This window comes from Sphingobium sp. TomTYG46, assembly GCF_055396345.1.
Genome location: NZ_AP027324.1, coordinates 44,335 through 70,901 on the forward strand (window position 1 = coordinate 44,335; position 26,567 = coordinate 70,901).

Below are 26,567 nucleotides of genomic sequence, written 5' to 3' on the forward strand. Positions count from 1 at the left end.
AGAATGACATGAACCAATCCACCGCCACATTCGTCAACATCGGTGAGCGTACCAACGTCACCGGCTCGGCCAAGTTCAAGAAGCTGATCATGGCGGGCGACTATGCCGCGGCCATCGACATCGCCCGCGATCAGGTGGAGAATGGCGCGCAGATTGTCGACGTCAACATGGACGAAGGGCTGCTCGACGCGGTCGAGGCGATGACGACTTTCCTCAAGCTCATGACATCCGAACCGGACATCAGCCGCGTGCCGGTGATGATCGATAGCTCCAAATGGGAAGTGATCGAGGCGGGCCTGAAGTGCGTGTCGGGGAAGCCGATCGTGAACTCGATCAGCATGAAGGAGGGCGAGGAGGCTTTCCTGCATCATGCCCGCCTCTGCATGGCCTATGGTGCGGCGGTGGTCGTCATGGCCTTCGACGAGACGGGGCAGGCGGATACGCAGGCCCGCAAGGTCGAGATTTGCGAGCGCGCTTACAAGCTTCTCGTCGGCATCGGCTTTCCGCCGGAGGACATCATCTTCGACCCCAATATCTTCGCCGTGGCGACGGGGATTGAGGAGCATAATAATTACGGCGTCGATTTCATCGAGGCCTGCCGTGAAATCAAGAAACGCTGCCCGCATGTCCATATTTCGGGCGGGTTGTCGAACTTCAGCTTCTCCTTCCGTGGCAATGAGCCGGTGCGGCGGGCGATGCATTCGGTCTTCCTCTACCACGCCATTCCGGCGGGTCTGGACATGGCGATCGTCAATGCGGGCCAGCTTGACGTCTATGACGCGATCGACCCGGCGCTGCGCAAGGCGTGTGAGGATGTGCTGCTGAACAGCGACCCGGAGGCGGGCGATCGGCTGGTGGAGCTGGCCGAAAGCTTCAAGGGCAAGGATGCGGCGTCCGAAAAGGCGGCAGAGGAGTGGCGCGGCTGGCCGGTGGCCAAGCGGCTGGAACATGCGCTGGTCAAGGGCATCGACATGTATGTGGTCGAGGATACGGAGGAGGCCCGCCTCGCTGCCGTCAAGCCGATCGAGGTGATTGAAGGCCCGCTGATGGATGGCATGAATGTCGTCGGCGACCTGTTCGGAGCGGGCAAGATGTTCCTGCCGCAGGTCGTGAAGTCCGCCCGCGTCATGAAGAAGGCGGTGGCGCATTTGCTGCCCTTCATCGAAGCGTCGAAGGAGCCGGGAGCCAAAGGCAAGGGCCGGATCATCATGGCTACGGTCAAGGGCGACGTTCATGACATTGGCAAGAACATCGTCGGCGTCGTGCTCCAGTGCAACGGCTTTGAAGTCATCGACATGGGCGTGATGGTGCCGTGGCAGGACATTATCAAGGCCGCGAACGAGAATGATGCCGACATGATCGGCCTGTCTGGCCTCATCACCCCCTCGCTGGATGAGATGGTGACCGTGGCGCAGGAAATGCAGCGCGCCAACATGACCATGCCGCTGCTGATCGGCGGCGCGACCACTTCGCGGGTGCATACCGCGCTGCGGATCGATCCGGCGTTTACTGGTCCGGTGGTGCATGTGCTGGACGCCAGCCGCGCGGTTGGCGTGGCGACGGCGCTCGTGTCCGAAACGCAAAAGGCTGACTTCGTTCAGAAAACGAAGGACGATTATGACCACGTCCGCAAGGCGCGCGAAGGCAAGGGGCAGAGCCAGCTGCTGTCGATCGAGGATGCCCGTGCCAACGCATTCGAGATGGATGAGGCGCTGAAGGCGCCGCGTCCGCTGCTGCAGGGCATTCACAGCTTCCCCGATTGGGACCTCAAGGACCTGATCAACTATATCGACTGGACGCCTTTCTTCCGCGCGTGGGAACTGGCGGGCAATTATCCGGCTATCCTTGAGGACAAGGTCGTCGGCGAAAGCGCGACCAGCCTGTTCAACGACGCGCAGAAGATGCTGGACAAGATCGTCAGCGAGAAGTGGCTGACGGCGCGCGGAGTGGTCGGGCTGTGGCCCTGCCGCCGCGAGGGCGACGACATCATCGTCCATGTCGAGGACGAAAAGCATGTCACGCTGCCGATGCTGCGCCAGCAGATCGCCAAGCGCGAGGGCCGGGCAAACATGTGCCTTGCCGATTTCATCAGCCCCAATGGCGACTGGATGGGCGGCTTTGCCGTGTCGATCCATGGCATCGAGCCGCATCTCGCGCGCTTCAAGGCGGCTATCGATGACTATTCGGACATTCTTTTGAAGGCGCTGGCCGACCGTCTGGCCGAAGCCTTTGCCGAGCGACTGCACCATTATGTCCGCACCGCTCTGTGGGGCTATGCGGAGGGCGAGCAGTTGACCAACGAAGCGCTGATCCGCGAGCAATATCGTGGCATCCGCCCGGCTCCCGGCTATCCTGCCTGTCCCGAGCATAGCCTTAAGCCGCTGCTGTTCGACATGCTGGACGCGCATCATGCGACCGGCATCACGTTGACGGAGAGCTTTGCGATGCTCCCCACGGCAGCGGTCAGCGGCTTTTACTTCGGCCACGCCCAGGCGGAATATTTCGGCGTGGCGCGCGTGGGCAGGGACCAGTTGGAAGATTATGCGCAACGGCGCGGGATTGACCTGGAAACGGCGGAGCGTTGGCTGCGGCCCAATCTGGATTGAGGAGCAAGGCCGATGCGGCGGTTTTTCCGGACTTCCTTCCCTCGCTTTTTCCTGCTGGGGTTGGTTGCTGCCGTCACCGGCTGCGCGCATGACCAGAGCGTTCGGCACGATGGCGGCATTGCTCCGGGATCGGTCTATGTGGCGATGGGCAGTTCCTTCGCCGCAGGGCCGGGCATTGTGCCATCCGCGAACAGCAAACCGGCCATGTGCGCCCGCTCCGCAAACAACTATGCACAGCAGCTTGCAAAACGGCGTGGGCTGGAACTGATCGATGTCAGTTGCAGCGGGGCGACGACCAGCGGGGTACTCGATGGTTGGGCAGGCATCCACCCGCAGATTGAAGCGCTGACGGCGGAAACGCGGCTCGTCACCATCACCATTGGCGGCAATGATGTGGGCTATATCGGGGGGCTGATGGGGGCGTCCTGCCGTCAGGTGAATGCGGCGAGCGGGGTTCGCTGTCCGCCCACCCTGGCGCCCAAGGAAGAAAGATGGACGGCGCTGGAGGCTGCGCTCCGCCGTATCGCGGCCGAAGTGCGGCAGCGCGCGCCCAAGGCCAAGCTGATATGGGTCGATTATCCTGTTGTGCTTCCGGGGAAAGGCCTTTGTGCTGCCACGCCGGTTTCTCCTCAAGATGCGGATATGGCGCGGGTCATGGCGAAACGGCTGGCGGCGCTGACGGCGCGCGTGGCGAGGGATACCGGCTCATCCATTGTTGCGGCCTCGCGCCTTACCGTCGGTCATGATGTCTGTGCACCGGACCCGTGGATGAACGGTTATCCGGTGCAAGGCGGCAAGCCGGTCAGCGCGCCCTATCATCCCAAGCTACCGGGCATGACCGCCATTGCGGCCGCGCTCGACAGGATGCTTGATCGCTAAGGCGGCGTTACCGCTTTTCGTGGTTCGCGGCCACGGCCTTTGCCACCGCCTGCATGAGTTGCCAGCGCGTCGGGATCGATTCGGTCGTACTGCCGATCATTACCGCGACCGCATAGCTCGTCCCATCCGGCGCGGTCATGATGCCGACATCGTTGAAGCCGGTCGAGCGGGCGCCCAGTTCCTGCCCGGTCCCGGTCTTGTGCAGATAATGCCAGCCAGCGGGCACGCCGCCCTTGATACGCTGCGGCCCGGTCTTGGCTTCGCTCATGATGGACATCAGCAATTGGGCCGAAGCGGGTGACAGCATGCTGCCTTCCTTGAGCTTGGCGAGCGCCTGCACGATCGAAGAGGGCGCGGCGCCATCAGGCGGGCTGGCGAGATAATTGTCGAGCGCCTTCGCTCGCGCCGCCATCGGCAACTGGGCGCGAGCCGCGTAGAAATTGCGGCCGATCGAATAGTCCTGCCGCCACTCCAGACCCGCAGTCGTCGCCTGCAACAGCCGTTCGCCCGGGCCGAAGCGGATATCCTTGATGTAACGCCGTGACAGATAGGATCGCACAGCCTCCGGCCCGCCAACCGCGCGCAGCAGGGTGTCGTTCGCCGTATTGTCGCTTTGCGTCATCGCGCGGCGCATCAGGTCGGAATAGGTCGTCGTCCATCCGTTGCTGCCCACCAGCGCAGCGCTTGGCTGGTGGAACAGGGTCAGGTCTTTCCGCGTAATCGTCGCCGAATCAGACAGGCGAATCTTGCCGCGATCCACCGCGTCGAGGAACGTCATCGATACCCAGAGCTTCGACACGCTCTGTTGCGGGAACAGCGAAGTGCCGTTCCACGCCACGGTCCAGTCGCTGCCGATGCGGCGAACGGCGATGCCGACTTTCCCGTTGAAGCTCTGACCCAGGTTACGGACGACGCTGACGAGGGCGGGGGGCGGCGTTTCGCGTTGATCGACGTCCAGCGCCTGAAAAGGCTTTGGCGGATTGGCGACAGGCTTGATCGGGAAGGTCGATGTCGTGGGCTGCACCCGCTGCGTGGCGCGCGCATGAGGTTCCACAGGTGCGCTGACACAAGCCGAAAGCGCCGCCATCAACAAGACAAGACGGGCCGAACCGCCATAAGGACGCGCGTCGCGCCCGTCATTTCCATTCTTCATCTGCGTCCCCGCGCTCTCCCTACCTCTCTTGGTGGCGCGAGCCTTCCGACTGACAAGGTTCATGCGACGAATGATTCCACAATTGCGATGTAAGGAGTCTGAACGGAATGCTTCTTGCGCTCAGTTAAGGTTAAGCCGCGACCGGGGATGGAGACGAGATGAACATAGAGGTTTTGGACCGGCGAACGCTCCTGCTGGGCGGCGCGGCTGCGGCGGGCGCGCTGATGTTCGGCAGTGCTGCTATGGCGGCTCCGTTCGCGTCGCGCAGGATCGCCGTGACAGTTCGGGGCACCGGACGCGACGTGGTATTGATAGCAGGGCTGGCGAGCGGTCCGGGCCTGTGGAACGGCGTGATGGCGGCTTTGCCGGGCTATCGCTGGCACCTTGTCCATGTGCGCGGCTTTGCGGGATTGGCAGCCGATGCCAATGCGAGCGGTCCCCTGATCCAGCCACTGGCGGATGAGATTGCGCGCTACATCAGTGCAGCGGGGCTGCGGCGGCCAGCGGTCGTCGGGCATTCCATGGGTGGCACCCTGGCTATGATGCTGGGGCTGAAGGGGGTCGCTGGACGATTGATGGTGGTCGATATGCTGCCGGATGGCGCTGCCATGGTGGGCGGCACGGCGCGCGGCATGGGCTATCTTGCCGATCAGCTCAGCCAGTATTTCACGGGGACCAAGGCAGGGCGGAGCTACCTTGCGCAGATATTGGCGCAAGCTCCGGGCGCGAGGGGCAGTGACCCGGACGTCATTGCCAATGCCCTTCGCGACCTCGCCAATATCGACCTTGGGCCGCAGCTCGGCCGCATCAGCGTACCCATGGAGGTCGTTTATGCCACCGGGGCCGATGCCAGTCAGGCGGCGCAGATCGGTCGAAACTTTCGCTCGGCCTATGCTGCCAAGAAGGATTTGACGCTGACGCCGATCGGGCCGGGCGGCCATGTCATCATGGCGGATCAGCCTGCGCGGTTCAGTGCGGCGGTGAAGCAATTCCTGACGAGCTGAGCCGCCTGGCATCAGGGCGCCAGCACCGTATCGACTGCTTGCGGAAGCATGTCCGGATAGTCGAGCGTGTAATGCAGGCCCCGGCTTTCCTTGCGGCGGAGCGCCGAACGGACGACCAGACGGGCGACTTCCAGCAGGTTGCGTAGTTCGATGAGGTCGGGCGTCACGCGGAAATGGCCGTAATATTCATCCACTTCCTTGGCGAGCAGGTCGATGCGGTGCTGGGCGCGCTCCAGTCGCTTGGTGGTGCGGACGATGCCGACATAGTCCCACATGAAGCGGCGGATTTCCTTCCAGTTGTGCTGGACGATGACTTCCTCGTCGGAATTGGTGACGCGGCTCTCGTCCCATGGCCGGATGGGCGGAGGGGAGGGTAGCTCATCCCAATGCGCGCGGATGTGCCGGGCCGCCGTCTCGCCGAACACGAAACATTCGAGCAGCGAGTTGGAGGCGAGGCGGTTGGCGCCGTGCAGGCCGCTTTCGGTGACTTCGCCCGCGGCATAGAGGCCGGGCATGTCGGTGCGGCCGTCCAGATCGATGACCACACCGCCGCAGGTATAATGCTGTGCCGGGACAACCGGAATCGGTTCCTTGGTGATGTCGATGTCGAGGTCCAGCAGCCGGGCGTAGATGGTCGGGAAGTGGTGCCTGACGAATTCCGGTTCCTTGTGACTGATGTCGAGATGGACATAGTCGAGGCCGAGCCGCTTGATTTCATGGTCGATGGCGCGGGCGACGACATCGCGGGGGGCGAGTTCGGCGCGGGGGTCGAAGCGGGGCATGAAGCGTTCGCCGCCACCGGGGACGCCGGGGGGCAGCTTCAGATGCCCGCCCTCACCGCGCACCGCTTCGGTGATCAGGAAATTCTTGACCTCCAGATTGTAGAGGCAGGTCGGGTGGAACTGGTTCATTTCCATGTTGGAAACGCGGCACCCCGCGCGCCAGGCCATGGCGATGCCGTCCCCGGTGGCTCCGCGGGGTGCTGTCGAGAAGAGATAGGTGCGGCCCGCTCCGCCGGTGCAGAGGATCGTTGCTTTCCCTAGCAGCGCGTCGACATGCTTTGTCCGTTTGTTGAAGGCGTACACGCCCCAGACATGGCCGTCGCCAGAGTAGCGCTCGCCATGGCGGGATGTGATGAGGTCGATGGCGACCATATCCTCCAGCAGGGTGATGTTGGGATTGGCGCGGGCGGCCTTGAGCAGGGCGACCTGCACGGCGTGGCCGGTGGCGTCATCGACATGGACGATGCGGCGGTGGCTGTGGCCGCCCTCGCGCGTCAGGTGCCAGCGTTCGCCGAACTCTTCGCCGCCCCCCTCTTCATTCGGATTGAAGGGGACGCCCAGCTCCGCCAGCCTTTCGATGGCGGCCGGGGCTTCGGAGACGACGAACTCCACCGTTTCCCGGTTGTTGAGGCCTGCGCCTGCGACCATGGTGTCGTTGACATGGGCTTCGAAACTGTCGCCCGCGTCGAGGACGGCCGCGATGCCGCCTTGTGCCCAATTGGTCGATCCGCTGTCGAGCGCGGCTTTGGCGAGGACGACGACCTTGCGGTCCTGCGCCAGGTTGATGGCGGCGGTGAGGCCTGCTGCGCCGGAGCCGATGATGACGACGTCGTGGGTGATGGTGGGCATGGACTTACTCGCTCCCCTCCCGCAGGCGGGAGGGGTTGGGGGTGGGCAAATGCGCAAGCGTGGTGGCTATGTGTGACATCACGCCTTCCAGATTGGTCAGCACATCTGCATTGGTGAAGCGCAAAATGGAATAGCCTTGGGCGCGGCAATAGGCGTCGCGGCGGGCGTCATAATCGGTTCTGTGGTCGTGGGTGGAGCCGTCTAGTTCTATGATGAGCTTGGCTTCGCGGCAGAGGAAATCGGCGAAATAGGGGCCGATAGGGATTTGGCGGCTGAATTTGTGGCCTGCGAGTTGGCGATTGCGGAGGTGCTGCCAGAGGAGGCGTTCGGGTGGTGAGGCTTCGTTGCGGAGGGATTTGGCGCGGGTGGTTGCGCGTGGTTTGAAAGGTCGCGCTGGCCCACCCCCCAACCCCCTCCCGCTTGCGGGAGGGGGAGCCGTATCGGCATCATTAACCACTAAGCCGCTGCCGTCAGGTTCAGGAAGACGTCCTCAAGATCCGGGTCTCTCGTGACGACATCTACGATCGAGAGGCCGCTTGCCTGGACGGCGCTCAGCACCTGCCCGGCATTGGCGCGGTCTTTCATATAGGTGATGGTCAGCGTGCGCGGGTCGGATAGCTCGACCTTTTCGAAGCAGGGGGCATCGGGCGCGGCGGTGATGTCGCGATCGACGGTCACCTGCACGACCTTTTCCTGCGCCATCGCGATCAGTTCCCGCGTCGGCTTGTCGGTGATCAATCGGCCATGGTTGATGATGCCGATGCGGTCGCACAGTTCCTCGGCTTCTTCGAGATAATGGGTGGTGAGGACGATGGTCACGCCCTGCACATTGAGTTCGCGCACATAGGCCCAGAGTTGCTGGCGCAGCTGGACGTCCACGCCTGCGGTCGGTTCGTCGAGCACGAGGATCGGCGGCGAGTGGACCATCGCCTTGGCGACTAGCAGGCGCCGCTTCATGCCGCCCGACAGAGTGCGGGCATAGGCGTTGGCCTTGTCCTCCAGATGGACGGCGCGCAGCAGTTCGAGGGAGCGGCGGCGTTCCTTGGGCACGCCATAATAGCCCGCCTGATTTTCCAGCGTCTCAAAGGGCGTGAAGAAGGGGTCGAAGACGATTTCCTGCGGCACGATGCCGATGCTGTTCTTGGCATTGCGGGGGTTCTGGTCGATGTCGAAGCCCCAGATTTTCGCCGTGCCGCTGGTCTTGTTGACTAGGCCAGCGAGGATGTTGATCGTGGTCGACTTGCCAGCGCCATTGGGGCCGAGCAGGCCGTAGATTTGGCCGCGCGGGATGGTGAGGTTGATATTGTCGAGCGCGCGTTTTCCGCCCGCATAGACTTTGGTGAGGTTGGTGATCTCGATGGCGGCGGTGGGGCTGTCGGTCATGGCTGCCTATGTGGTGCGAAACCGCTGAAAATGGAAGTGGAGGTGCTCCTGCGCAAGCAGGAGCCCAGTTCGGCCGTTTCCACTGGGTTCCTGCCTGCGCAGGAACACGCCTTCCTTAAAATTCGTCCGCAATGTCCATAAGGCCGAGCAGCTTCTTGGGGGCGATGTCCCGCCAGCTTTTCGCCAGACGGTCTTCGATATGGTCCCAGTCGGTGTCGCCAAGGTCGAGGCGGATGCCGACCCAGCCGTCGCCGAAATAAGCGGGGCGGAAATAGCGGGCGGGGTCGCTGTCGATCAACATCGCCTGTTCTTCGGGCGCGGTGGTCTTGACGAGCAGGGCGGTGATGTTGTCGCCATGATGATCATGGCTGAAATAGGCGAACTTCTTGCCTTTTTCGATGCCGAAGCAGGGCATGCCGTGCGATGTCACCTCGTCCGCCTGGGGGAGCGCGAGGGCGCGTTCGCGGACTTTGGCGAGCAGCCATTCGGGCTGGCGCTCGCGCGTGACGAAGTCGGCGAAGGTGCGGGAATAGAGCTGATGTTCGGCGATGAGGATGCGGGCGGCCAGGCTGTCGGCGGTGTCGCCGGGAAGGATGGCGACTTTCGTCTGCGCTAGCACGGGGCCGTCGTCCAGCTCGCTGGTGACGACATGGACCGAGCAGCCCGCATGGCTGTCGCCCGCGTCGAGCGCCTTTTGGTGGGTGTCGAGGCCCTTATATTTGGGCAGCAGGCTGGGGTGGATGTTGAGCATCCGGTTTTCCCAGCCGGCGACGAATTCGGGCGAGAGCAGGCGCATGTAACCGGCGAGGGCGACATAGTCTGCGCCAGCCTTGCGCAATTGCGCGTCGATGATCTGGTCGAACTCGGCGCGTTTCATGCCCTTGTGGCTTTGGGCGAAGGTCGGGATGCCTTCGGCCTGGGCGAGGGTGAGGCCCGCGGCGTCCGGGTCGTTGGCGGCGACGAGGACGATCTCATAGGGGCAGGACGGATGCTTGGCGGCGTAGAGCAGCGCCGCCATGTTGGACCCCCGCCCGGATATGAGAACGCCGACTTTTGCCTTCACCATATAAACCCCGTTCGGGCTGAGCTCGTCGAAGCCCTGCTCTTTCCTGAAGAGAAGTGAAGCCCTTCGACAAGCTCAGGGCGAACGGCTTTCTTATTTGACCCTCTGATCTAGCCCAGATGCGTGGCGGTCCAGTCGGCTTTGGCGCTCCAGGTTTCCTGGCTGCCCTTTACGGTGCAGCCTTTTTCGCCCGCTTCGACCAGGCCGACGCGGACGACGGTTTCGCCTGCGGCTTCGAGGTCGGCGGTGACGCTGTCTGCCTTAGCCGCGTCAACCGCGAGCACCATGCCGACGCCGCAGTTGAAGGTGCGCGCCATTTCTTCTGGCTCGATATGGCCCTGCGCTTGCAGGAAGGCCATCAGGCGCGGCTGTTCCCAGGCGTCGGCGTCTACCACGGCATGGCAGCCTTCGGGCAGGACGCGGGGGATGTTTTCAAGGAGGCCGCCGCCGGTGATGTGGGCGAGCGCGTTGATCTTGCCGCTGCGCGCGAGCGGGAGGAGCGGCTTCACATAGATGCGGGTGGGAGCCATCAGCGCGTCGATCAGCAGCACTTCATTGTCGAAGATGGCCGGGCGGTCGAGCTTCCAGCCCTTGTCAGCGGCGAGACGGCGGACGAGGGAGAAGCCGTTGGAGTGGACGCCCGATGAGGTGAGGCCGAGGAGGACGTCGCCTGCCTTCACCTTGTTGCCGGTCAGCGCCTGGCTACGTTCCACCGCGCCGACGCAGAAGCCGGCGAGGTCATAGTCTCCGGCGGCGTACATGCCCGGCATTTCGGCGGTTTCGCCGCCGATCAGCGCGCAACCAGCCTGCTTGCAGCCTTCGGCAATGCCCGCGATGACGCGTTCGGCGACGCCGCTCTCCAGCTTGCCGGTGGCGTAATAGTCGAGGAAGAAGAGCGGCTCCGCGCCCTGCACGATGAGGTCGTTGGCGCACATGGCGACGAGGTCGATGCCGACGCCGTCATGGCGGTCATGGTCGATCGCGAGCTTGAGCTTTGTGCCGACGCCGTCATTGGCCGCGACCAGCAGCGGGTCGTCATAGCCAGCGGCCTTCAGGTCGAAGAAACCGCCAAAGCCGCCCAGTTCTGCATCAGCGCCGGGGCGGCGGGTCGCCTTGGCCAAGGGGGCGATGGCACGGACCAGCGCATTGCCTGCCGCGATGTCCACGCCAGCCTTGGCGTAGCTGTAGGATTCGGTGTCGCTCATGCCCGCGCCCCCTAAAGCATTTTCGAGCCAGATGGAAACATCTGGCGGCTTAAGAAAATGCGGCAGTCCAGAAAACGCACAATGACGCGGAAAACGGAACGGCAAATGGGTTGCCGCTTGGCAGATGGGGGAAATCTCGCCAAAAGGGCGCGCGTGAGCCTGTCCACTGCCTTCCAAAGCCAGATTTTCCGGCCTTCGTCGCTGATCCGCCGCTTGTCGCGGCCCGTCCAGATTCTTAGCGCGATCATGCTCGGCCTCGCGGCTGCGGCCCTTTTTGCGCAGATGGAGGGTGAGCGCGGCGTGCCGCCGATCGCGAGCGGGGGCGATTATCAGGTGGGCGGCATCAAGGTCGATGTGATGGGCAAGGACGCCAATAGCGCTCGCCTCGCCGGATGGCGGCTGGCGCAGCGGCAGGGATGGCGCATGCTGTGGACGCGCACCCATGGCGCGGCGGGTGTGCCCAGCCTGTCCGATTCGCAACTCGAAGCGATGATCTCCGGCGTGGAGATCGAATATGAGCAGATCGGCCCGACCCGCTACATCGCCACGCTCGGCATATTGTTCGACCGCGCGCGCACCGGGCAGCTGCTCGGCGTGTCCGGTCATGTCATGCGTTCGCCGCCGCTGCTGGTGATCCCGGTGATGTGGGACGGCGGGTCGGCCGTGTCCTATGAACGGATCAACGAATGGCAAAAGGCCTGGGCGCGTTTTCGCACCGGGGACAGCGCCATCGACTATGTGCGGGTGAGCGGATCGATCGCTGACCCGATCTTGCTGAATGCCGGTCAGGTGGGGCGGCGCGGGCGGCTGTGGTGGCGCGTGTTGTTGGATCAATATGGCGCGGCCGATGTGGTGGTGCCGATCGCGCGGCTTCAGCGGGAATATCCGGGCGGTCCGGTAACGGGCACTTTTACGGCGCGCTATGGGCCGGACGATAGTCTAATCGGCAGTTTCTCCCTGCGCGCGTCGGCCGAAAGCGCGATCCCGCAGATGATGGATGAGGCGGCGAGGCGGATCGATCAGCTTTATACCACCGCGCTTAATGACGGCCGTTTGCGGCCCGATCCGTCGCTGATCATCGAGGAGCCGGTCGATCCGGACGCGCTCGCGATCGAGAATGGGACCGAACAGTCATTGGAGACGACCGAAACGCCGGTGCCGTCGGCGACGACCAGCAGCGTCTCGATCCAGTTCGACACGCCCGATGTAGGATCGGTGGCGCAGGGCGAGGCGGCGGTGCGGTCTATCGTGGGCGTCAGGTCGGCGGCGACCAGCAGCCTTGCTCTGGGTGGAACTTCGGTGATGCAGGTCAGCTTCGACGGCAGCGTCGATGCCCTGCGCGCCGGGCTTCAGGCGCGGGGCTTCACCGTATCGGGGTCCGGCAATGTGCTGCGCATCAGGCGGGGCGGCGCGGCGCTTGGCGGAGCGGGAACATCGGCGCCGCAATGAGCCAGATCAGCCTGCCGTTCGAATGGCCAGGGCAGGGGACGGACGATGACTTCCTGGTCAGCGACGCCAATCATGTCGCCGTCCGCCATCTGGAAAATTGGCGCGAATGGCCTTTGGCGATCAGCGTGTTGAGTGGCCCGGCCCGGTCGGGGCGGTCGATGCTGGGTCGCCGTTTCGCCGCGATGAGTGGCGGCATGGTGATCGACGATGCGCAGGGGCAGGACGACCGGCAGCTGTTCAACGCCTGGAATGATGCGCAGACGAGCGCCAAGCCGCTGCTGTTGATCGGGGACAGCGCGCCGACGCTATGGGACGTGGCCCTGCCGGACCTGCGATCGCGCCTTGCCGCCGCGCCGCATGTCGCGATCAAGCAGCCTGACGAGCCGCTTGCCCGGGCGCTTGTCGAACGGTCGCTTGGCCGGGCTGGTTCGCGCTATGCGCAGGATCTGCCCGACTGGCTGCTGCGCCGGATCGAGCGCAGCTATGCCGCCATCGCCGAGGTAACGGGCTTGCTCAACGAAGCGGCATTGTCATCGGGACGTAAGATTTCTGTCGCTATGGCCAAAGAGAGCCTGCAAGCGGCGGGTTTCTTGCATATAGTGGCGGACGATCCGCACCCCTCATCATAGTGAGAGAGACGTGGCCGAAGCTGATCCCTCCGCCAGCCTGACACTGCCCACCGACCGCTATTTCAATCGGGAGCTGTCCTGGCTGGCGTTCAACCAGCGCGTGCTGGAAGAGGCGATGAACCGCGCGCATCCGCTGCTGGAGCGGCTGCGTTTCCTGTCGATTTCCGGCGCGAACCTGGATGAGTTTTTCAGCGTGCGCGTGGCGGGCCTTAAGGGGCAGCAGTTGCAGGATGTCGACATGCGGTCGGCCGATGGGCTGACCCCCGCGCAGCAACTCGCCGCTATCACCGATGAAACCGCGCGGCTGATGACGGCGCAGCAGAAGGTCTGGGGCGCGCTGCATGGTGAACTGACGCGGGTCGGGATCGAGGTCATGGGGCCTGCGAGCGAGATCGATGCGGCCAGCGAGACATGGCTGCGCGAGCATTTCCTCAGCCAGGTTTTTCCGATCCTGACGCCACAGGCGCTGGACCCGGCGCATCCTTTCCCCTTCATCCCCAATCAGGGGTTGTCGATCGTCTTTGACCTCGAAAGGCTGTCGGACAAGCAGCCGATCCGCGAACTGGTGATGATCCCGTCCTCGCTCGCCCGCTTCGTCCGCATGCCCGGCAATCCGGCACGCTACATGGCGTTGGAGGCGGTGATCCGTCGTTTCTCCGGCGATCTTTTCCCCGGCTATCGGGTGCGCAACAGCGGCGTGTTCCGCATCATCCGCGACAGCGATATCGAAATCGAGGAAGAGGCGGAGGATCTGGTCCGCTATTTCCGCAGCGCCATCAAGCGCCGCCGCCGGGGCCGCGTGATCCGCATGGAGATCGAGGAGCGCATCCCCGAGCCAGTCGAGGAAATGTTGCAGGACATGCTCCAGGGGCATGAGGCGATCATTGCCGAGGTGGAGGGGTTTGTCGGCATCGGCGACCTGAGCGGCATTGTCGACGAGGATCGGCCCGACCTGAAGTTTGAACCCTATGCGCCGCGATTCCCTGAACGAATCCGCGAATATGGCGGGGATTGCTTTGCGGCGATCCGGGCGAAGGACATCGTCGTCCATCACCCCTATGAAGCGTTTGACGTTGTCGTCTCGTTCCTGAAACAAGCGGCGTCCGACCCGGACTGCGTCGCGATCAAGCAGACGCTGTATCGCGCGGGCAAACAGTCGGCGATCATCCGCGCGCTGATCGATGCCGCCGAAGCGGGCAAGTCGGTGACGGCGGTGGTCGAGCTTAAGGCCCGGTTCGATGAGGAGCAGAACCTCATGTGGGCCGACGCGCTGGAGCGGGCTGGCGTGCAGGTGGTCTATGGATTCATCGACTGGAAGACGCACGCCAAGGTGTCGATGGTAGTTCGCCGCGAAGGCGAGGCGTTCCGCACCTACTGCCATTTCGGCACGGGCAATTATCATCCCGTCACTGCGCGCATCTACACCGATTTGAGCTTCTTCACCGCCGATCCCGCCTATGGCCGGGATGCCGCCGCGCTGTTCAACTATATCACCGGCTATGTCGAACCGCAGAGCCTTGAGAAGCTGGTGATGAGCCCGCGCGACCTGCGCAATCGGCTCTGTCAGCTGATTGATGCGGAGATCGAGCATGTCCGCGCTGGCCGCCCCGGCGATATCTGGGCCAAGATGAACTCGTTGGTCGATCCGGCGATCATCGAGAAACTCTATGCCGCCAGCAATGCGGGGGTGCAGATCGACCTGATCGTGCGCGGCATCTGCTGCCTGCGGCCGGGCGTGCCGGGCATGTCGGAAAATATCCGGGTGAAATCGGTCGTCGGCCGCTTTCTGGAACATAGCCGCATCACCGCTTTCGGTAATGGCAAGGCGCTGCCCAACAATGGCGCGAAAGTGTTCATCAGCTCGGCCGACTGGATGCCGAGGAACTTTGACCGCCGCGTCGAATTTCTTGCCCCTGTGGAGAACCCGACCGTTCACGACCAGATATTGGACCAGGTGATGGTCGCCAACCTGATCGACACCGAACAGAGTTGGGAACTGGACAGCGACGGCCATTATGCCCGCGTCGATTCGACCGATCGGCCGTTCAACCTGCACCGTTATTTCATGACGAACCCGTCTTTGTCAGGCCGGGGTGCGTCTCTGGATAGCGGGGCGGTCCCCACATTGCGCCTGCGCGGACGGGCCTGAGCGGTCATGAATTCGATGCTGAGCCAGGTGCGCGCCATCGCTGAAACGATGGTGACCTCCCCCGCCCATGCCAAGGCTCGCACGGCGATCATCGACATCGGGTCCAACAGCGTCCGTCTGGTCGTCTATGACGGGCCACGGCGCATCCCCTTCATCCTGTTCAATGAAAAGGTGATGGCGGGGCTGGGCGCCTCGCTCGGGCGGACGGGACGGATCGAGCCGGAAGCCATGGAGCGCGGATTGCGGGCAGTCGGGCGCTTTGCCCATTTGTGTCGCGAGATGGAGGTGCGGGACGTGCGCTGCGTCGCCACCGCCGCCGTGCGCGACGCCGCCAATGGCGAGGAGTTCATCCTGCGCGCCCGGGACATGGGGCTGGAAGTCGAACTGCTGACGGGTGCGCAGGAAGCGGTTGCGGCCGCCTATGGCGTGCTGTCGGGCATCCCTGGCGCGGATGGCATTGTCGGTGATCTGGGCGGCGGCAGCCTGGAGCTGGCGCGGGTGCGCGACGGCGCGGTGCATGAAACCATCTCGCTGCCGCTGGGCGTGCTGCGCCTGCCGCAGATCCGGGCGAAGGGGCCGGGCGTGCTGGAACGGCAGGTGAAGAAGATGCTGGCGAAGGCGGGCTGGAATGCCGGGCCTGACCTGCCCTTCTATCTGGTGGGCGGGTCGTGGCGCGCGCTGGCGCGGTTCGACATGCAGCTGACCAACTTCCCGCTGCCTGTGGTGCATCAATATGCGATGCCCGCCGCGCGGGCGGAGCAGTTGACGCGGATCGTGTCCCATGTGGGCCGGGCGCGATTGAAGGATATTCCGTCGATCACCGGGTCGCGCGTGCCGACTCTGCCCGATGCGGCGGCGTTGCTGTCGATTGTCGTCCGGCAGTTGAAGTCCAGTGAATTGGTCGTGTCAGCCTATGGCCTGCGCGAAGGGTTGCTGTTCGAAGATTTGCCCGCCGATATTCGCACCCATGATCCGTTGCTGGTCGCGGCGGAGGCGGAAGGCGAGGCGCAGGGGCGTTTTGCGGGCCATGGCGACATGATCGACCGCTGGATCGGGCCGCTGTTCCGCGACGATGAGCCGTCATGGCGGCGCATTCGGCGGGCGGCATGCCTGCTCGCCGATGTTGGCTGGCGCGCCAATCCGGATTTCCGCGCGGAGCGGGGGGTGGAAATCGCGCTGCACAGCAATTGGGTGGGCATCACCGCGTCCGAACGGGCGATGCTGGCGCAGGCGTTGTACAGCAATTTCGGCGGAGCCGCCCCGCCTCTGGCAGGGTTTGACGAACTGGCCTCTCCTGCTGCGTTGAAGCGGGCGACCTTGTGGGGTCTTGCGATCCGCCTCGGTCAGCGGCTCTCGGGTGGCGTCGAGGGGCCTTTGCTGGCGTCGATGCTGGAGATGGTGGGCGACACGCTGGAATTGCGGTTGAAAGGCGTGGACATGGACCTGTTCGGTGAGGCTGTCGAGCGGCGGCAGCGGCATCTGGCGCAGGCCATGGGGGTGAAGTACCGGATGGCCTGGTGAGTGGGGTGGGGTGAAGGCGAACCTTACTCCCTCTCCCCTTTAGGGGGCGATGAGAGGCGCGTGACTCTCATCGAGGCTGGGGAGAGGGTACACGCCGGTGCTTAACAGGCCCCTCTCCGCCTTCGCTACGCTCGGCACCTCTCCCCTGAAGGAGAGAGGGAAATTGACGTCCTTCTCCCGCCAACTTGCCCCCGCATCTATAAGGTCCTATTGCGCGCGCCCATGAACAACAAGCACGCCCCAGACCCCGCTCTCCTCGCCAAGGCCGAAACGCTCGTGGAGGCGCTGCCTTATATGCAGCGATATGCGGGGCAGACGTTCGTCGTGAAATATGGCGGCCACGCCATGGGCGATCCCGAGGCAGCGCGCGATTTCGCCGAGGATGTGGTGCTGATGAAGGCGGTCGGCATCAATGTCGTCGTCATCCATGGCGGCGGGCCGCAGATCGGCGCGATGCTGAAGAAGCTGGGCGTCGAATCGCATTTCGTGAACGGCCTGCGCGTCACCGACAGGGAAACGGCGCAGATCGCCGAAATGGTCCTGGCGGGCTCCATCAACAAGGAAATCGTCGGCTGGATTTCCGGCGCGGGCGGGAAAGCTGTCGGCATTTCCGGCAAGGATGGCGGGCTCGTCCTGTGTGAAAAGGTGGGCGATACGCGCGCGCCCGATCCCAATTCGGGCATTGAGCGCAATGTCGACCTCGGCTTTGTCGGCGATCCGGTGAAGGTCGATCGGTCGATCCTCGACACGCTGACGCAAAGCGGCATCATTCCGGTCATCGCGCCGGTGGGCATTGGCGCTGACGGGCACACCTATAATGTGAATGCCGACACGATGGCGGGCGCGATTGCGGCGGAGCTTCAGGCTTCGCGCTTCTTCCTGCTGACCGATGTCGCGGGCGTGCTGGACAAGCAGGGGCAGTTGCTGACTGACCTTGACCCGGCGGCGATCAAGGTGCTGCAAGAGGATGGCACGATCAGTGGCGGCATGATCCCGAAGCTGGAAACCTGCGTGAAGGCGGTGGAGGGCGGTGTCGATGCTGCCGTCATCCTCGACGGGCGGGTGCCGCATGCGATGCTGCTGGAGATTTTCACGAAGCGTGGTGCGGGTACTTTAGTGCGGCGGTGAGGGTTTCTCGCACCGTCATCCCAGCGAAAGCTGGGATCTAAGGCCCGGTTGCGCTTCCTATCCTGAGATCCCAGCGTTCGCTGGGATGACGGTGAGAAGGCAGAAGAACTCGGGAACCCTTGTCGCGGCCTCCCGTGCTCGGCTAGAGCAGCGGCAGTCAATTTGGAGACCGCATGGCCTACGCGCTCTATCAGATCATTGTCATCCTGCTCGATGTGCTGTGGTGGATCATTATCATCCAGGCGATCATGAGCTGGTTGATCGCCTTCAATGTCATCAACACGTCCAGTGATATTGTGCGCACGATCATCGTGGCGCTCGACCGGATGACGGCGCCGATCTACAATCCGATCCGACGGGTGATGCCTGACCTTGGCGCGCTCGACCTGTCGCCGATGGTCGTGCTGCTCGCCATACTGATCATCCGACAGGCCATATTGCCGCCGCTCTTCGGGCTGGTGTGAGCGTCTGGCGGCAGGACGGGAAGGACCTGCTGCTTTCCGTCCGGTTGACGCCGGGCGCGGCGCGTGAAGATATCGGCGGGTGCTGGACCGACGAGAAGGGCGCGCAATGGCTGGGCGCGCGAGTCCGCGCCGTCGCGGAAAAGGGCAGGGCGAACGTGGCGCTCATTGCGCTGCTCGCCAAGGGACTGGACTGGCCAAGGAGCGCGATTTCGCTGGAATCCGGTGACAGCAACCGGCTAAAGCGGCTTCGTATCAAGGGCGGTGTCGACGCGCTGGCGCGCCTGTCCGCCATCATCAAGGAACGGGTTGAGGCAGCATGACCATCGGCAAGATCATCGACGGAAAAGCCTTCGCCGCCACGCTGCGCGCGAAAGTGGCGGACGGCGTCGCCGCCTTTGTCGAACATACCGGGCGCAAGCCGGGTCTCGCCGTCGTGCTGGTGGGCGAAGACCCGGCCAGTTCCGTCTACGTCCGGAACAAGGGCAAGATGACGGTCGAGGCGGGCATGGAAAGCCTGGAGTTCAAACTGCCCGCCAGCATTGGCGAGGATGCGTTGCTCGAACTGGTCGAGGAATTGAACGCCGATGACCGGGTGGACGGCATTCTCGTCCAGTTGCCGCTACCCGGCCATATTGACGAGGCGGGGGTGATCGGCACGATCGACCCGGCCAAGGATGTGGACGGATTCCATGTCGTCAATAGCGGGCGGCTGGCGACGGGGCAGGAGGCGCTGGTGCCCTGCACGCCGCTGGGCTGTATCATGCTGCTGAAGGATGAGTTGGGCGACCTGTCAGGCATGGAGGCGGTGGTCGTGGGCCGGTCCAACATCGTGGGCAAGCCGATGGCGCAATTGCTTCTGGCCGAGAATTGCACTGTCACGATCGCGCACAGCCGCACGCGGGACCTGGCTTCGGTCGTGCATCGTGCTGACATCGTGGTGGCGGCGGTGGGCCGTGCCGAGATGGTGAAGGGCGAATGGATCAAGCCGGGCGCCACCGTTATCGACGTCGGCATCAACCGCGTCACCGACACGGAAGATGGCAAGAGCCGGATCGTCGGCGACGTCGCCACGGCGGAAGCGCTGGCGCATGTGCGGGCGATTACCCCGGTGCCTGGCGGGGTGGGGCCGATGACGATCGCGGTGCTGCTGCGTAATACGCTGGTGGCGGCTCATGCGCGTGCGGGGCTGGCAAAGCCGGAGGGGCTGTGACGGCAAGGCGGGCCGTCCTGATCGCGGCTTGCCTTGTCGGGCTGGTCGCGGCGCGGCCGCCTATGCGGCATCAGCCTGATCCCAGTTCCGTCTTCGCCGCCGAAATCGCCTTTAACCGCCTGGCGCGGGACAAGGGGCAGTGGACCGCCTTTCGCGCGACCGCTGCCGATGATGCGGTGATGTTCGTGCCGCAGCGGGTGTTGGCGAAACAATGGTTGAAGGGCCGCGCCGATCCGCCCAAGCCGGTGAGCTGGACGCCGTCCACCATATATGTGTCTTGCGACGGCAATCTGGCGGCGAGTACGGGCAATTGGCAGCGGCCGGATGGAACGGTCGGCTATTTCACGACGATCTGGCGGCGGGACAAGCGGGGCGCGTGGGAATGGGTGCTGGATCATGGCGATACGCTTGCCGCGCCGCGCCCTGCGTCGGAGTTTCTGGTGGGGAAGGTCGCCACCTGCAAGCGGGGCAAAGCGCCTGAGGTGGTGGTAGCCAAGGCGAAAGCAGCGGTGCCGCCTGCCGATGAAAGCTTGTTGTGGAATGCGGAGGTTGTTCCTGATGGGGGCCGCCATGTCATGGTGCGCGTGTGGAACGGGGCAGGCTATGACCTTGTGATCGACGACAGGGTGGCGGCGCCGGGGGCATGATCGAGCTGTTCATCTCCGCCTTTGTCACGCTGTTCGTGGTCATCGATCCGCCCGGTTGCGCGCCTATCTATGCCAGCCTGACCACCGGGGCGAGCCATGCGCAGCGCCGGGCGATGGCGATCCGTGCCGTTGGCATCGCGGCGGTGATCCTGTTCATCTTCGCGCTGTGGGGGAAACAGCTGCTGGGCGTGCTGGGCATCGCGCTAGACAGCTTCCGGATCGCGGGCGGGATCATGCTGTTCATCATCGCCATGGACATGGTCTTCGAAAAGCGCACCCAGCGGCGCGAGGACCGCGCGCACAAGATCGCCGAGACGCCCGAGGTCGAGGATGTGTCGGTATTCCCGATGGCGATGCCGATGATCGCGGGACCGGGGTCGATCGCCACGGTGATGCTGTTGATGTCGCAGGCAGATGGTATCAGCGAGCGACTGGTCGTCATCGGCGCGGTTCTGGCGACCCTGGTGCTGATGCTGGGGGCGTTGCTGGCGGCGGGGCCGATCATGGCGCGGCTGGGCAGCAAGATCGAGGCAGTGATTACCCGCTTGCTGGGGGTGCTGCTGGCGGCACTGGCCGCGCAGTTCGTGATCGATGGGTTGAAGGCGAGTTTTTAGAGCGCGATAGTCGTACGCGGAAGCATCCGCATCTAGGCTCCCTTGTGTCGCCCCGGGCTTGACCCGGGGTCCCGCTGCCTCGGCAGCGTCAGAAAAGAAGCGGGACCCGGATCAAGTCCGGGGTGACGATCACTCACATATGATCATGCTTTAGGATCGTTTCGACAAGACGCCCCGAATGCCCGCTAAAAAAGAAGCCGGGCGCGCTTGAGGCGCGTCCCGGCTTTTTGGTCATGGTACAGGTTAAGCCCGAACGTCGCTTTCCGTGACCGGCGCGATCTTGATTTCGACGCGGCGGTTGCTGGCCTTGCCTTCTGCCGTCGCATTGGACGCGATGGGCTGCGTTTCGCCAAAGCCGCGCGTTGCGATGCGGGCCGACTGGACGCCGTGGCTGGTCAGATAGTCAGCCACCGACTGGGCGCGGCGTTCGGACAGGGTCTGGTTATAGGCGTCCGCGCCGTCGCTGTCGGTGTGGCCGTACACGTCGATATAGGTTTTGGGATATTGCGCCAGCACCGACGATACTTCGTCCAGGGTCGGGCGGAACTGCGGCTGCACGGCGGCGCTGTCGGTGGTGAAGGTGATGCCCGACGGCATGCGCAGCACCAGATTGTCGCCGTCGCGGATCACGTCGACGCCGCTGCCAGCCGTTTCCTCGCGCAGCTTGCGTTCCTGCGCGTCCATATAGGCGCCGATGCCTGCGCCCGCCACCGCGCCGATGCCCGCGCCCAGGATCTTTTCGGTGCGGTCACGCTTGCCCCCGACCAGGTCGCCGAGCAGATAGCCGCCCAGCGCGCCGCCGATGCCGCCGATCGCGGCCTTGGAAATCTGACGCTGCCCGGTGTTGGGATCGGTCGTGCAGGCGGCGGTGGCGAGCATGGCGGCCAGACCTGCCGTACCCATGATGCGATGAGAAATCCGCATAGATTCAGTTCCCTTTATATCTTGCACCCGAAAGTGCGGATGCAGGCCCCAATCGTCAAAGCCCGCCTTTTGTTCCACAGGCGAACTGAACCGCAGGTGATGGGACGGTTGTGAAATTGTAAGGAACAGGGCTATAGGGCGTAGCTGACCACCATGGCCACGATCCCCCCGCACGCTCCGACGCCCTTCCCCTGGGCAGACCTCGTCATCATTCTGGCGCTGGTCGCTTTGAATGGCGTTTTTGCCATGTCGGAACTGGCGATCGTGTCGGCTCGGCGTCCCCGATTGCAGGCGATGGAGAAGGCGGGACGTCGCGGCGCGCACACGGCTCTGATGCTGGCGAGCGATCCCGGCAAGTTTCTTTCCACGGTCCAGATCGGCATCACCCTGATCGGCATCATCGCGGGCGCCTATTCCGGCGCGAGCCTTGGCGGACCCGTCGGCGAGCGGCTACAGCAACTCGGATTGTCGCCCAATAGCGCCGACAGTCTGGGTTTTGCGCTGGTCATCGGCCTGACCACCTATGCCTCGCTGATCATCGGGGAACTGGTGCCCAAGCAATTTGCGCTGCGCTCGCCTGAACCCATTGCGGTCCTGATGGCGACGCCGATGCTGTGGCTCGCCAAGATCACCGCGCCGGTCGTGTGGGTGCTGGACGGGTCGAGCGCGCTCATTTTCCGCCTGCTGCGCATGACGCGGGAATCGGAACATCATGTGACGGCCGAGGAATTGCATCTGATCGTCGCGGAGGCGAGCCGGTCGGGCGTGATCGAGGAAAGCGAGCGCGCGATCATTTCGGGCGTCGTGCGGCTGGCCGACCGGCCGGTGCGCGAAGTCATGACGCCGCGCATGGATGTGGACTGGATCGACATCGGCGCGGATGATGAAACCATCCGGGCGAGGTTGCTGGAAACGCCGCATACGCGTCTGCCGGTGGGCCGTGGGACGGTCGAGGATATTATCGGCGTCGTGCAGGCGCGCGACATCATGACCGCGCTGTTCCGGGGAGAGCGGCTGAACCTTGAGTCATTGATGCGCCGTGTGGAAGTGGTTCCGGATCAGGTCGATGCGATGGACGCGCTGGAAGTGCTGCGTCGCGCTGATGTGCCCATGGTGATGGTGCATGACGAATATGGCCATTTCGAAGGCATAGCGACGCCTGCCGACCTGTTGTCCGCCATCGCGGGGCATTTCGCGTCCGATCGCGACGTGCATGATGAACCTGACCTTGTCGAACGGGAGGACGGCAGCCTTCTGGTGTCGGGCCAGATGCCGGTTGACCTGCTCGCGGATCGGATCGGCATCGACCTGCCCGAGGACCGTGATTATGCCACGGTCGCAGGCCATGCCCTGTGGTTGCTCAAGCGCTTGCCCGAGGTCGGTGATTTCATCGACGATCAGGGGTGGCGATTTGAGATCGTCGACATGGATGGGCGCAAGATCGACAAGCTTTTGGTGGCGGAGCGTTAAAAGGGCCTCCGGCGACATTGCGGGAGACCGGGGTCGGCTTGTGACCAAGGCCGGTCATAAGGATGCTTGTTCCGATAGGCGCACGCATCCATTGGCTTAGGCGACATAATTCGATATTTCGGATTTTATCGAATAATCGAATCGGAAGGTCGCCGTCCGTGGCAGGTGAAAATCAGCAGATGTCGTTGCCGGACGCCGTTGAGGCATTGTCGGCGCTGGCACATAATCACAGGCTGGCCGTTTTCCGCTTGCTTGTTCGTGCAGGGGGCTTGGGTGTCCCGGCCGGAGAAATAGCGCGCGAAGTGGGCGCATTGCCAAGCACGCTTTCCACGCATCTCACCATCCTGGGGCACGCTGGCCTGATCCAGTCCCGACGCGAGGGGCGATCGGTGATTTACTCCGCCGATTATGAGGGGATGGGTGATCTTTTGAAGTTCCTCGTTTCCGATTGCTGCGCAGGACGTCCGGAAATCTGCGCGCCTTTGGCCGCCATGGTGGACACCGCAAATTGCTGTTCGCCTCAATGACAGTCATCCGCAACATTGCCGCTGAAGCCTTGGGCACGGCCATGCTGTTGGCCGTCGTCGTCGGGTCGGGCATCATGGGACAGCGACTTGCCGCCGGTAACGATGCGATTGCATTGTTGGCGAACACGGTGGCGACCGGGGCGGGGCTCGTCGTCCTGATCCATATGTTCGCGCCGCTGTCAGGCGCACATTTCAATCCGGCGGTAACGCTTATTTTCCTGCTGCGGGGGGAGGTTACCCCTCAAAAGGCTTTGCAATATGTGGTCGCACAGATTTGCGGCGCTGTTTTTGGTGTATGGACCGCGCACGCGATGTTTGCCGAGCCAGTGTTGCAAATCTCGACCAAATTGCGCGACGGCTGGGGGCAGGGCTTTGCGGAGGCCGTCGCCACCTTCGGCCTGATCGGGACGATATTGACGACACAGCGGTCCCGACCCGAGTTCACGCCGACGGCGGTAGGGCTCTACATCACCGCCGCTTACTGGTTCACGGCGTCCACATCCTTCGCCAATCCTGCCGTGACCGTGGCTCGCGGCCTTACCAACAGCTTCGCGGGGATTGCGCCATCATCGATCCCCTTGTTCATCGGCGGCCAAAGTGCGGGCGCCATAGTCGCGCTGATGGTGTTCGGCTGGCTTTTACAGGAGGACCCCTATCGTGCCTGGCGCCTTTCCCATTACGATATATCATAATCCCGATTGCGGCACTTCGCGTAACGCGCTCGCGATGATCCAGGCGGCGGGCTATCGTCCCGTGGTCATTGCGTATCGCGACATCGGCTGGACCCGTTCCCTACTGGAGCGCCTGATTGCCGATATGCGCGCGTCGCCGCGTGATCTGTTGCGAGAAAAGGGCACGCCTGCCGCAGCACTCGGCTTGATGGGTGCGGATGCCACGGATGATCAAATCCTGGCGGCGATGGTTGAGCATCCCATCCTTGTGAACCGCCCTATTGTGGTCTCCCCCCTGGGCACAAAATTGTGTCGTCCGTCAGAGGTCGTATTGACCCTATTGGACCGCCAGCCCGATCGATTTACCAAGGAAGATGGTGAAGTGGTAAAGCCCTGAGACGACCCGAGTTTCACAAAGGCCTGCTTCCCAAACGCAAACGGGCGCGGCATTCACTGCCGCGCCCGTCAGGTTCAACAGGAGGGGCTGCCCCCTCCGATGTTATTTGTCAGCAGCGGCGGGTCCGGTCGCCGGAGCGGCATTGGCCGGGGCCTTGCCCGCGACGCTTTCGGCGGCGTTCGTGGCGTTGGCGGCGGCTTCGCCCGGCGTTGCGCTCGCTTCGGCCGGTGCGGCGTCGGCGGCAGGCAGGGGCAGGTTGGAGCCCTGCGTATTGAGCCATGCGATCAGATTGGCGCGGTCGGCCGGATTGCCGAGGCCCGCGAAGGTCATCTTGGTGCCGGGCGCGAATTCACGTGGGCTGGTCAGCCAGTGATCGAGATTTTCGAAGGTCCAGTTGCCGCCCTTCTTCTTGAGCGCGTCGGAGAAGGCGAAGCCGCCCTTGCCCTGGCCGATGCCTTCGCCAACGGTTGCGAAAAGATTGGGGCCGATGCCGTTGGCGCCGCCCTGGTTGACGGTGTGGCATGCGGCGCACTTGGCGAAGACCTTTTCACCGGCGGCGACATCCGCGCTGGCGAGAAGCGTGTTCAGGCCCGGACCGGCAGCAGCAGCGCCTGCGCCCTCGGCTTCCACGCCTTCGATCGCGTAGCCCATCTTTTCGGGCCGTTCGTCATGGAAATATTTGGAGCTGACGATACCGCCACCCAGCGCAATGATCCCCGCAAACAACGCCCAGCCTGCAATGGTGTTGAAACGATCACTCATTTCGCTTGGATTCCCTTGAATTTCTGTTCTGGCGGCTTGGTTTCCGCGCCCCCTCTAGCGCGCTGCCATAATGAGGCAAGAGCGAACGTGCAAGCATGGTTGGAAGCTGTTGCGCCTTCGCCGGTGTCAGTCGGGGATTCCGATACGCTTGCGCGCGCGCGGAGGAGTGCCTAAGCGCGCTTCATCCATGGAAAACTATCCTGCCCCCGCCCGCGCGCTGGTCGCGGAACTCGCCGAAAAGGCCGCAGCGGACCCGTCGCGCGCCATCGCTTATCAGGGTGCGCCGGGCGCCAATTCGCACCTTGCTGCGATTGGCTACGCGCCCGATTGGGTGCCGTTGCCCTGCTTTGCCTTTGAAGATGCGATCGATGCGGTGCGTAATGGTTTGGCGGCGCGGGCAATCATTCCGATCGAAAACAGCCTGCATGGCCGGGTCGCCGACATGCATTTCCTGCTGCCCGAATCGGGGCTGCACATCGTTGACGAATATTTCCTGCGCATCCGCCACTGCCTGATGGCCATCGACGATAGCCCGGTCAAAAGCGCGATCAGCCATCCGCAGGCATTGGGGCAATGCCGCCATTATCTGCGCGAGCGGGGTATCCAGCCGGTGACCTATGCGGATACGGCGGGGGCTGCGGCGCTGGTCGCGGAATCGCGCAAGCCGGGGGAGGGCGCCGTTGCGCCCTATCTGGCGGCCGAGCTCTATGGCCTCAAGATGGTGGCGGAGAATATCGAGGATAGCGACGACAATATGACGCGCTTCCTCGTGCTGTCGCGTGAGCCAACCATGCCGGAGCCCGATGATGGTCCGGTGATGACGACATTCCTGTTCGAGGTGAAGAATGTCCCCGCCGCCCTCTACAAGGCGATGGGGGGCTTTGCCACGAACGGCGTTAACATGACGAAGCTGGAAAGCTATCAGCGGGGCGCCAGCTTCGCCGCGACGGAGTTTTTCTGCGACATCGAGGGGATGCCGGGCGACCCCGCCGTGGATCGCGCGCTCGCCGAACTGGAATTCCACAGCAAGTGGGTGCGCATGCTGGGCAGCTATCGTCAGGCGCGGCCACGGAGGTGATGG

Annotated in this window: 26 protein-coding genes; 18 read left to right on the plus strand and 8 right to left on the minus strand. The window is 63.7% G+C overall.

The features are described 5' to 3' along the window. The first annotated feature begins 8 nt into the window (after positions 1-8). Together metH and ACZ5YV_RS00240 are read left to right on the plus strand one after the other, a co-directional pair. Positions 9-2,606: a methionine synthase gene (metH, locus tag ACZ5YV_RS00235; protein ID WP_464788064.1), complete on the plus strand. Its 2,598-nt coding sequence runs from the start codon at positions 9-11 to the stop codon at positions 2,604-2,606. Between the two features lie 12 nt (positions 2,607-2,618). After that, positions 2,619-3,485, plus strand: a complete 867-nt coding sequence (locus ACZ5YV_RS00240) for an SGNH/GDSL hydrolase family protein (protein WP_464788065.1) — start codon at positions 2,619-2,621, stop codon at positions 3,483-3,485. Between the two features lie 7 nt (positions 3,486-3,492). On the opposite strand, the gene ACZ5YV_RS00245 is transcribed toward ACZ5YV_RS00240, so the two are convergent. After that, positions 3,493-4,638: a serine hydrolase gene (locus tag ACZ5YV_RS00245; protein ID WP_464788066.1), complete on the minus strand. Its 1,146-nt coding sequence runs from the start codon at positions 4,636-4,638 to the stop codon at positions 3,493-3,495. Positions 4,639-4,796: 158 nt separating this feature from the next. On the opposite strand from ACZ5YV_RS00245, the gene ACZ5YV_RS00250 reads away from it, so the two are divergent. Beyond that, a complete protein-coding gene (locus ACZ5YV_RS00250) occupies positions 4,797-5,642 on the plus strand; it encodes an alpha/beta fold hydrolase (RefSeq protein WP_464788067.1) in 846 nt (281 codons plus the stop codon). A gap of 11 nt (positions 5,643-5,653) precedes the next feature. Here the strand turns inward: ACZ5YV_RS00250 and nadB are convergent, their stop codons facing one another. From nadB to purM, 5 genes are all read right to left on the minus strand, one after another. After that, positions 5,654-7,273, minus strand: coding sequence for an L-aspartate oxidase (gene nadB / locus ACZ5YV_RS00255; protein ID WP_464788068.1), 1,620 nt, complete (start codon positions 7,271-7,273; stop codon positions 5,654-5,656). Positions 7,274-7,277: 4 nt separating this feature from the next. Continuing rightward, positions 7,278-7,682, minus strand: a complete 405-nt coding sequence (locus tag ACZ5YV_RS00260) for an endonuclease domain-containing protein (protein ID WP_464788069.1) — start codon at positions 7,680-7,682, stop codon at positions 7,278-7,280. Between the two features lie 47 nt (positions 7,683-7,729). Further along, positions 7,730-8,656 carry an ABC transporter ATP-binding protein gene (locus ACZ5YV_RS00265; RefSeq protein WP_464788070.1) on the minus strand — a complete coding sequence of 309 codons (927 nt, stop codon included), beginning with the start codon at positions 8,654-8,656 and terminating at the stop codon, positions 7,730-7,732. Positions 8,657-8,771: 115 nt separating this feature from the next. Beyond that, a complete protein-coding gene (gene purN / locus ACZ5YV_RS00270; RefSeq protein WP_464788071.1) occupies positions 8,772-9,722 on the minus strand; it encodes a phosphoribosylglycinamide formyltransferase in 951 nt (316 codons plus the stop codon). 107 nt (positions 9,723-9,829) lie between these two features. After that, positions 9,830-10,924 carry a phosphoribosylformylglycinamidine cyclo-ligase gene (gene purM / locus ACZ5YV_RS00275; protein ID WP_464788072.1) on the minus strand — a complete coding sequence of 365 codons (1,095 nt, stop codon included), beginning with the start codon at positions 10,922-10,924 and terminating at the stop codon, positions 9,830-9,832. A 246-nt stretch (positions 10,925-11,170) separates the two neighbouring features. Here purM and ACZ5YV_RS00280 point away from each other — a divergent pair, with 246 nt between their 5' ends. From ACZ5YV_RS00280 to ACZ5YV_RS00325, 10 genes are all read left to right on the plus strand, one after another. Then, entirely contained in the window at positions 11,171-12,373 is a 1,203-nt protein-coding gene (locus ACZ5YV_RS00280) for a heavy-metal-associated domain-containing protein (protein WP_464789236.1), read from the plus strand. Further along, on the plus strand, positions 12,370-13,002 hold the full coding sequence (locus ACZ5YV_RS00285) for a P-loop NTPase family protein (RefSeq protein WP_464788073.1): 633 nt from the start codon (positions 12,370-12,372) through the stop codon (positions 13,000-13,002). Before ACZ5YV_RS00280 ends, ACZ5YV_RS00285 begins: the two co-directional genes overlap by 4 nt. Positions 13,003-13,012: 10 nt before the next feature. Next, positions 13,013-15,151 (plus strand): RNA degradosome polyphosphate kinase, encoded by a 2,139-nt coding sequence (locus tag ACZ5YV_RS00290; RefSeq protein ID WP_464788074.1) that lies wholly within the window; start codon positions 13,013-13,015, stop codon positions 15,149-15,151. A gap of 6 nt (positions 15,152-15,157) precedes the next feature. After that, positions 15,158-16,672: a Ppx/GppA phosphatase family protein gene (locus ACZ5YV_RS00295; RefSeq protein ID WP_464788075.1), complete on the plus strand. Its 1,515-nt coding sequence runs from the start codon at positions 15,158-15,160 to the stop codon at positions 16,670-16,672. Positions 16,673-16,894: 222 nt separating this feature from the next. Then, a complete protein-coding gene (gene argB / locus ACZ5YV_RS00300; protein WP_464788076.1) occupies positions 16,895-17,800 on the plus strand; it encodes an acetylglutamate kinase in 906 nt (301 codons plus the stop codon). 173 nt (positions 17,801-17,973) lie between these two features. Then, positions 17,974-18,264: a YggT family protein gene (locus tag ACZ5YV_RS00305; protein WP_196225267.1), complete on the plus strand. Its 291-nt coding sequence runs from the start codon at positions 17,974-17,976 to the stop codon at positions 18,262-18,264. Further along, positions 18,261-18,584 (plus strand): DUF167 domain-containing protein, encoded by a 324-nt coding sequence (locus tag ACZ5YV_RS00310; RefSeq protein ID WP_464788077.1) that lies wholly within the window; start codon positions 18,261-18,263, stop codon positions 18,582-18,584. Before ACZ5YV_RS00305 ends, ACZ5YV_RS00310 begins: the two co-directional genes overlap by 4 nt. Continuing rightward, complete coding sequence (gene folD / locus ACZ5YV_RS00315) at positions 18,581-19,474, plus strand: bifunctional methylenetetrahydrofolate dehydrogenase/methenyltetrahydrofolate cyclohydrolase FolD (protein WP_464788078.1); 894 nt, start codon at positions 18,581-18,583, stop codon at positions 19,472-19,474. The genes ACZ5YV_RS00310 and folD overlap by 4 nt, the downstream gene beginning before the upstream one ends. Further along, positions 19,471-20,121 carry a Cif family virulence factor gene (locus ACZ5YV_RS00320; RefSeq protein ID WP_464788079.1) on the plus strand — a complete coding sequence of 217 codons (651 nt, stop codon included), beginning with the start codon at positions 19,471-19,473 and terminating at the stop codon, positions 20,119-20,121. The genes folD and ACZ5YV_RS00320 overlap by 4 nt, the downstream gene beginning before the upstream one ends. After that, positions 20,118-20,735 (plus strand): MarC family protein, encoded by a 618-nt coding sequence (locus tag ACZ5YV_RS00325; protein WP_464788080.1) that lies wholly within the window; start codon positions 20,118-20,120, stop codon positions 20,733-20,735. Before ACZ5YV_RS00320 ends, ACZ5YV_RS00325 begins: the two co-directional genes overlap by 4 nt. 243 nt (positions 20,736-20,978) lie before the next feature. Here ACZ5YV_RS00325 and ACZ5YV_RS00330 read toward each other — a convergent pair whose 3' ends face one another. Further along, positions 20,979-21,659: a YiaD family glycine zipper/OmpA-like lipoprotein gene (locus tag ACZ5YV_RS00330; protein WP_464788081.1), complete on the minus strand. Its 681-nt coding sequence runs from the start codon at positions 21,657-21,659 to the stop codon at positions 20,979-20,981. A 153-nt stretch (positions 21,660-21,812) separates the two neighbouring features. Between ACZ5YV_RS00330 and ACZ5YV_RS00335 the strand changes: the two genes are divergently transcribed. The 4 genes from ACZ5YV_RS00335 to ACZ5YV_RS00350 all read left to right on the plus strand — a co-directional run bounded on the left by ACZ5YV_RS00335 (position 21,813) and on the right by ACZ5YV_RS00350 (position 24,724). After that, positions 21,813-23,129, plus strand: a complete 1,317-nt coding sequence (locus ACZ5YV_RS00335; protein WP_464788082.1) for a hemolysin family protein — start codon at positions 21,813-21,815, stop codon at positions 23,127-23,129. Positions 23,130-23,287: 158 nt separating this feature from the next. Beyond that, entirely contained in the window at positions 23,288-23,656 is a 369-nt protein-coding gene (locus tag ACZ5YV_RS00340; RefSeq protein WP_464788083.1) for an ArsR/SmtB family transcription factor, read from the plus strand. After that, positions 23,653-24,348 (plus strand): aquaporin, encoded by a 696-nt coding sequence (locus tag ACZ5YV_RS00345; protein ID WP_464788084.1) that lies wholly within the window; start codon positions 23,653-23,655, stop codon positions 24,346-24,348. Before ACZ5YV_RS00340 ends, ACZ5YV_RS00345 begins: the two co-directional genes overlap by 4 nt. Positions 24,349-24,382: 34 nt before the next feature. Then, the gene (locus ACZ5YV_RS00350; RefSeq protein WP_464788085.1) at positions 24,383-24,724 is read left to right on the plus strand and encodes an ArsC/Spx/MgsR family protein; all 342 of its coding nucleotides are present in this window, start codon (positions 24,383-24,385) and stop codon (positions 24,722-24,724) included. Positions 24,725-24,826: 102 nt separating this feature from the next. Here ACZ5YV_RS00350 and ACZ5YV_RS00355 read toward each other — a convergent pair whose 3' ends face one another. Then, positions 24,827-25,486, minus strand: a complete 660-nt coding sequence (locus ACZ5YV_RS00355) for a c-type cytochrome (protein ID WP_464788086.1) — start codon at positions 25,484-25,486, stop codon at positions 24,827-24,829. 187 nt (positions 25,487-25,673) lie between these two features. Here ACZ5YV_RS00355 and ACZ5YV_RS00360 point away from each other — a divergent pair, with 187 nt between their 5' ends. Next, complete coding sequence (locus tag ACZ5YV_RS00360; protein WP_464788087.1) at positions 25,674-26,564, plus strand: prephenate dehydratase; 891 nt, start codon at positions 25,674-25,676, stop codon at positions 26,562-26,564. Positions 26,565-26,567 lie beyond the last annotated feature (3 nt).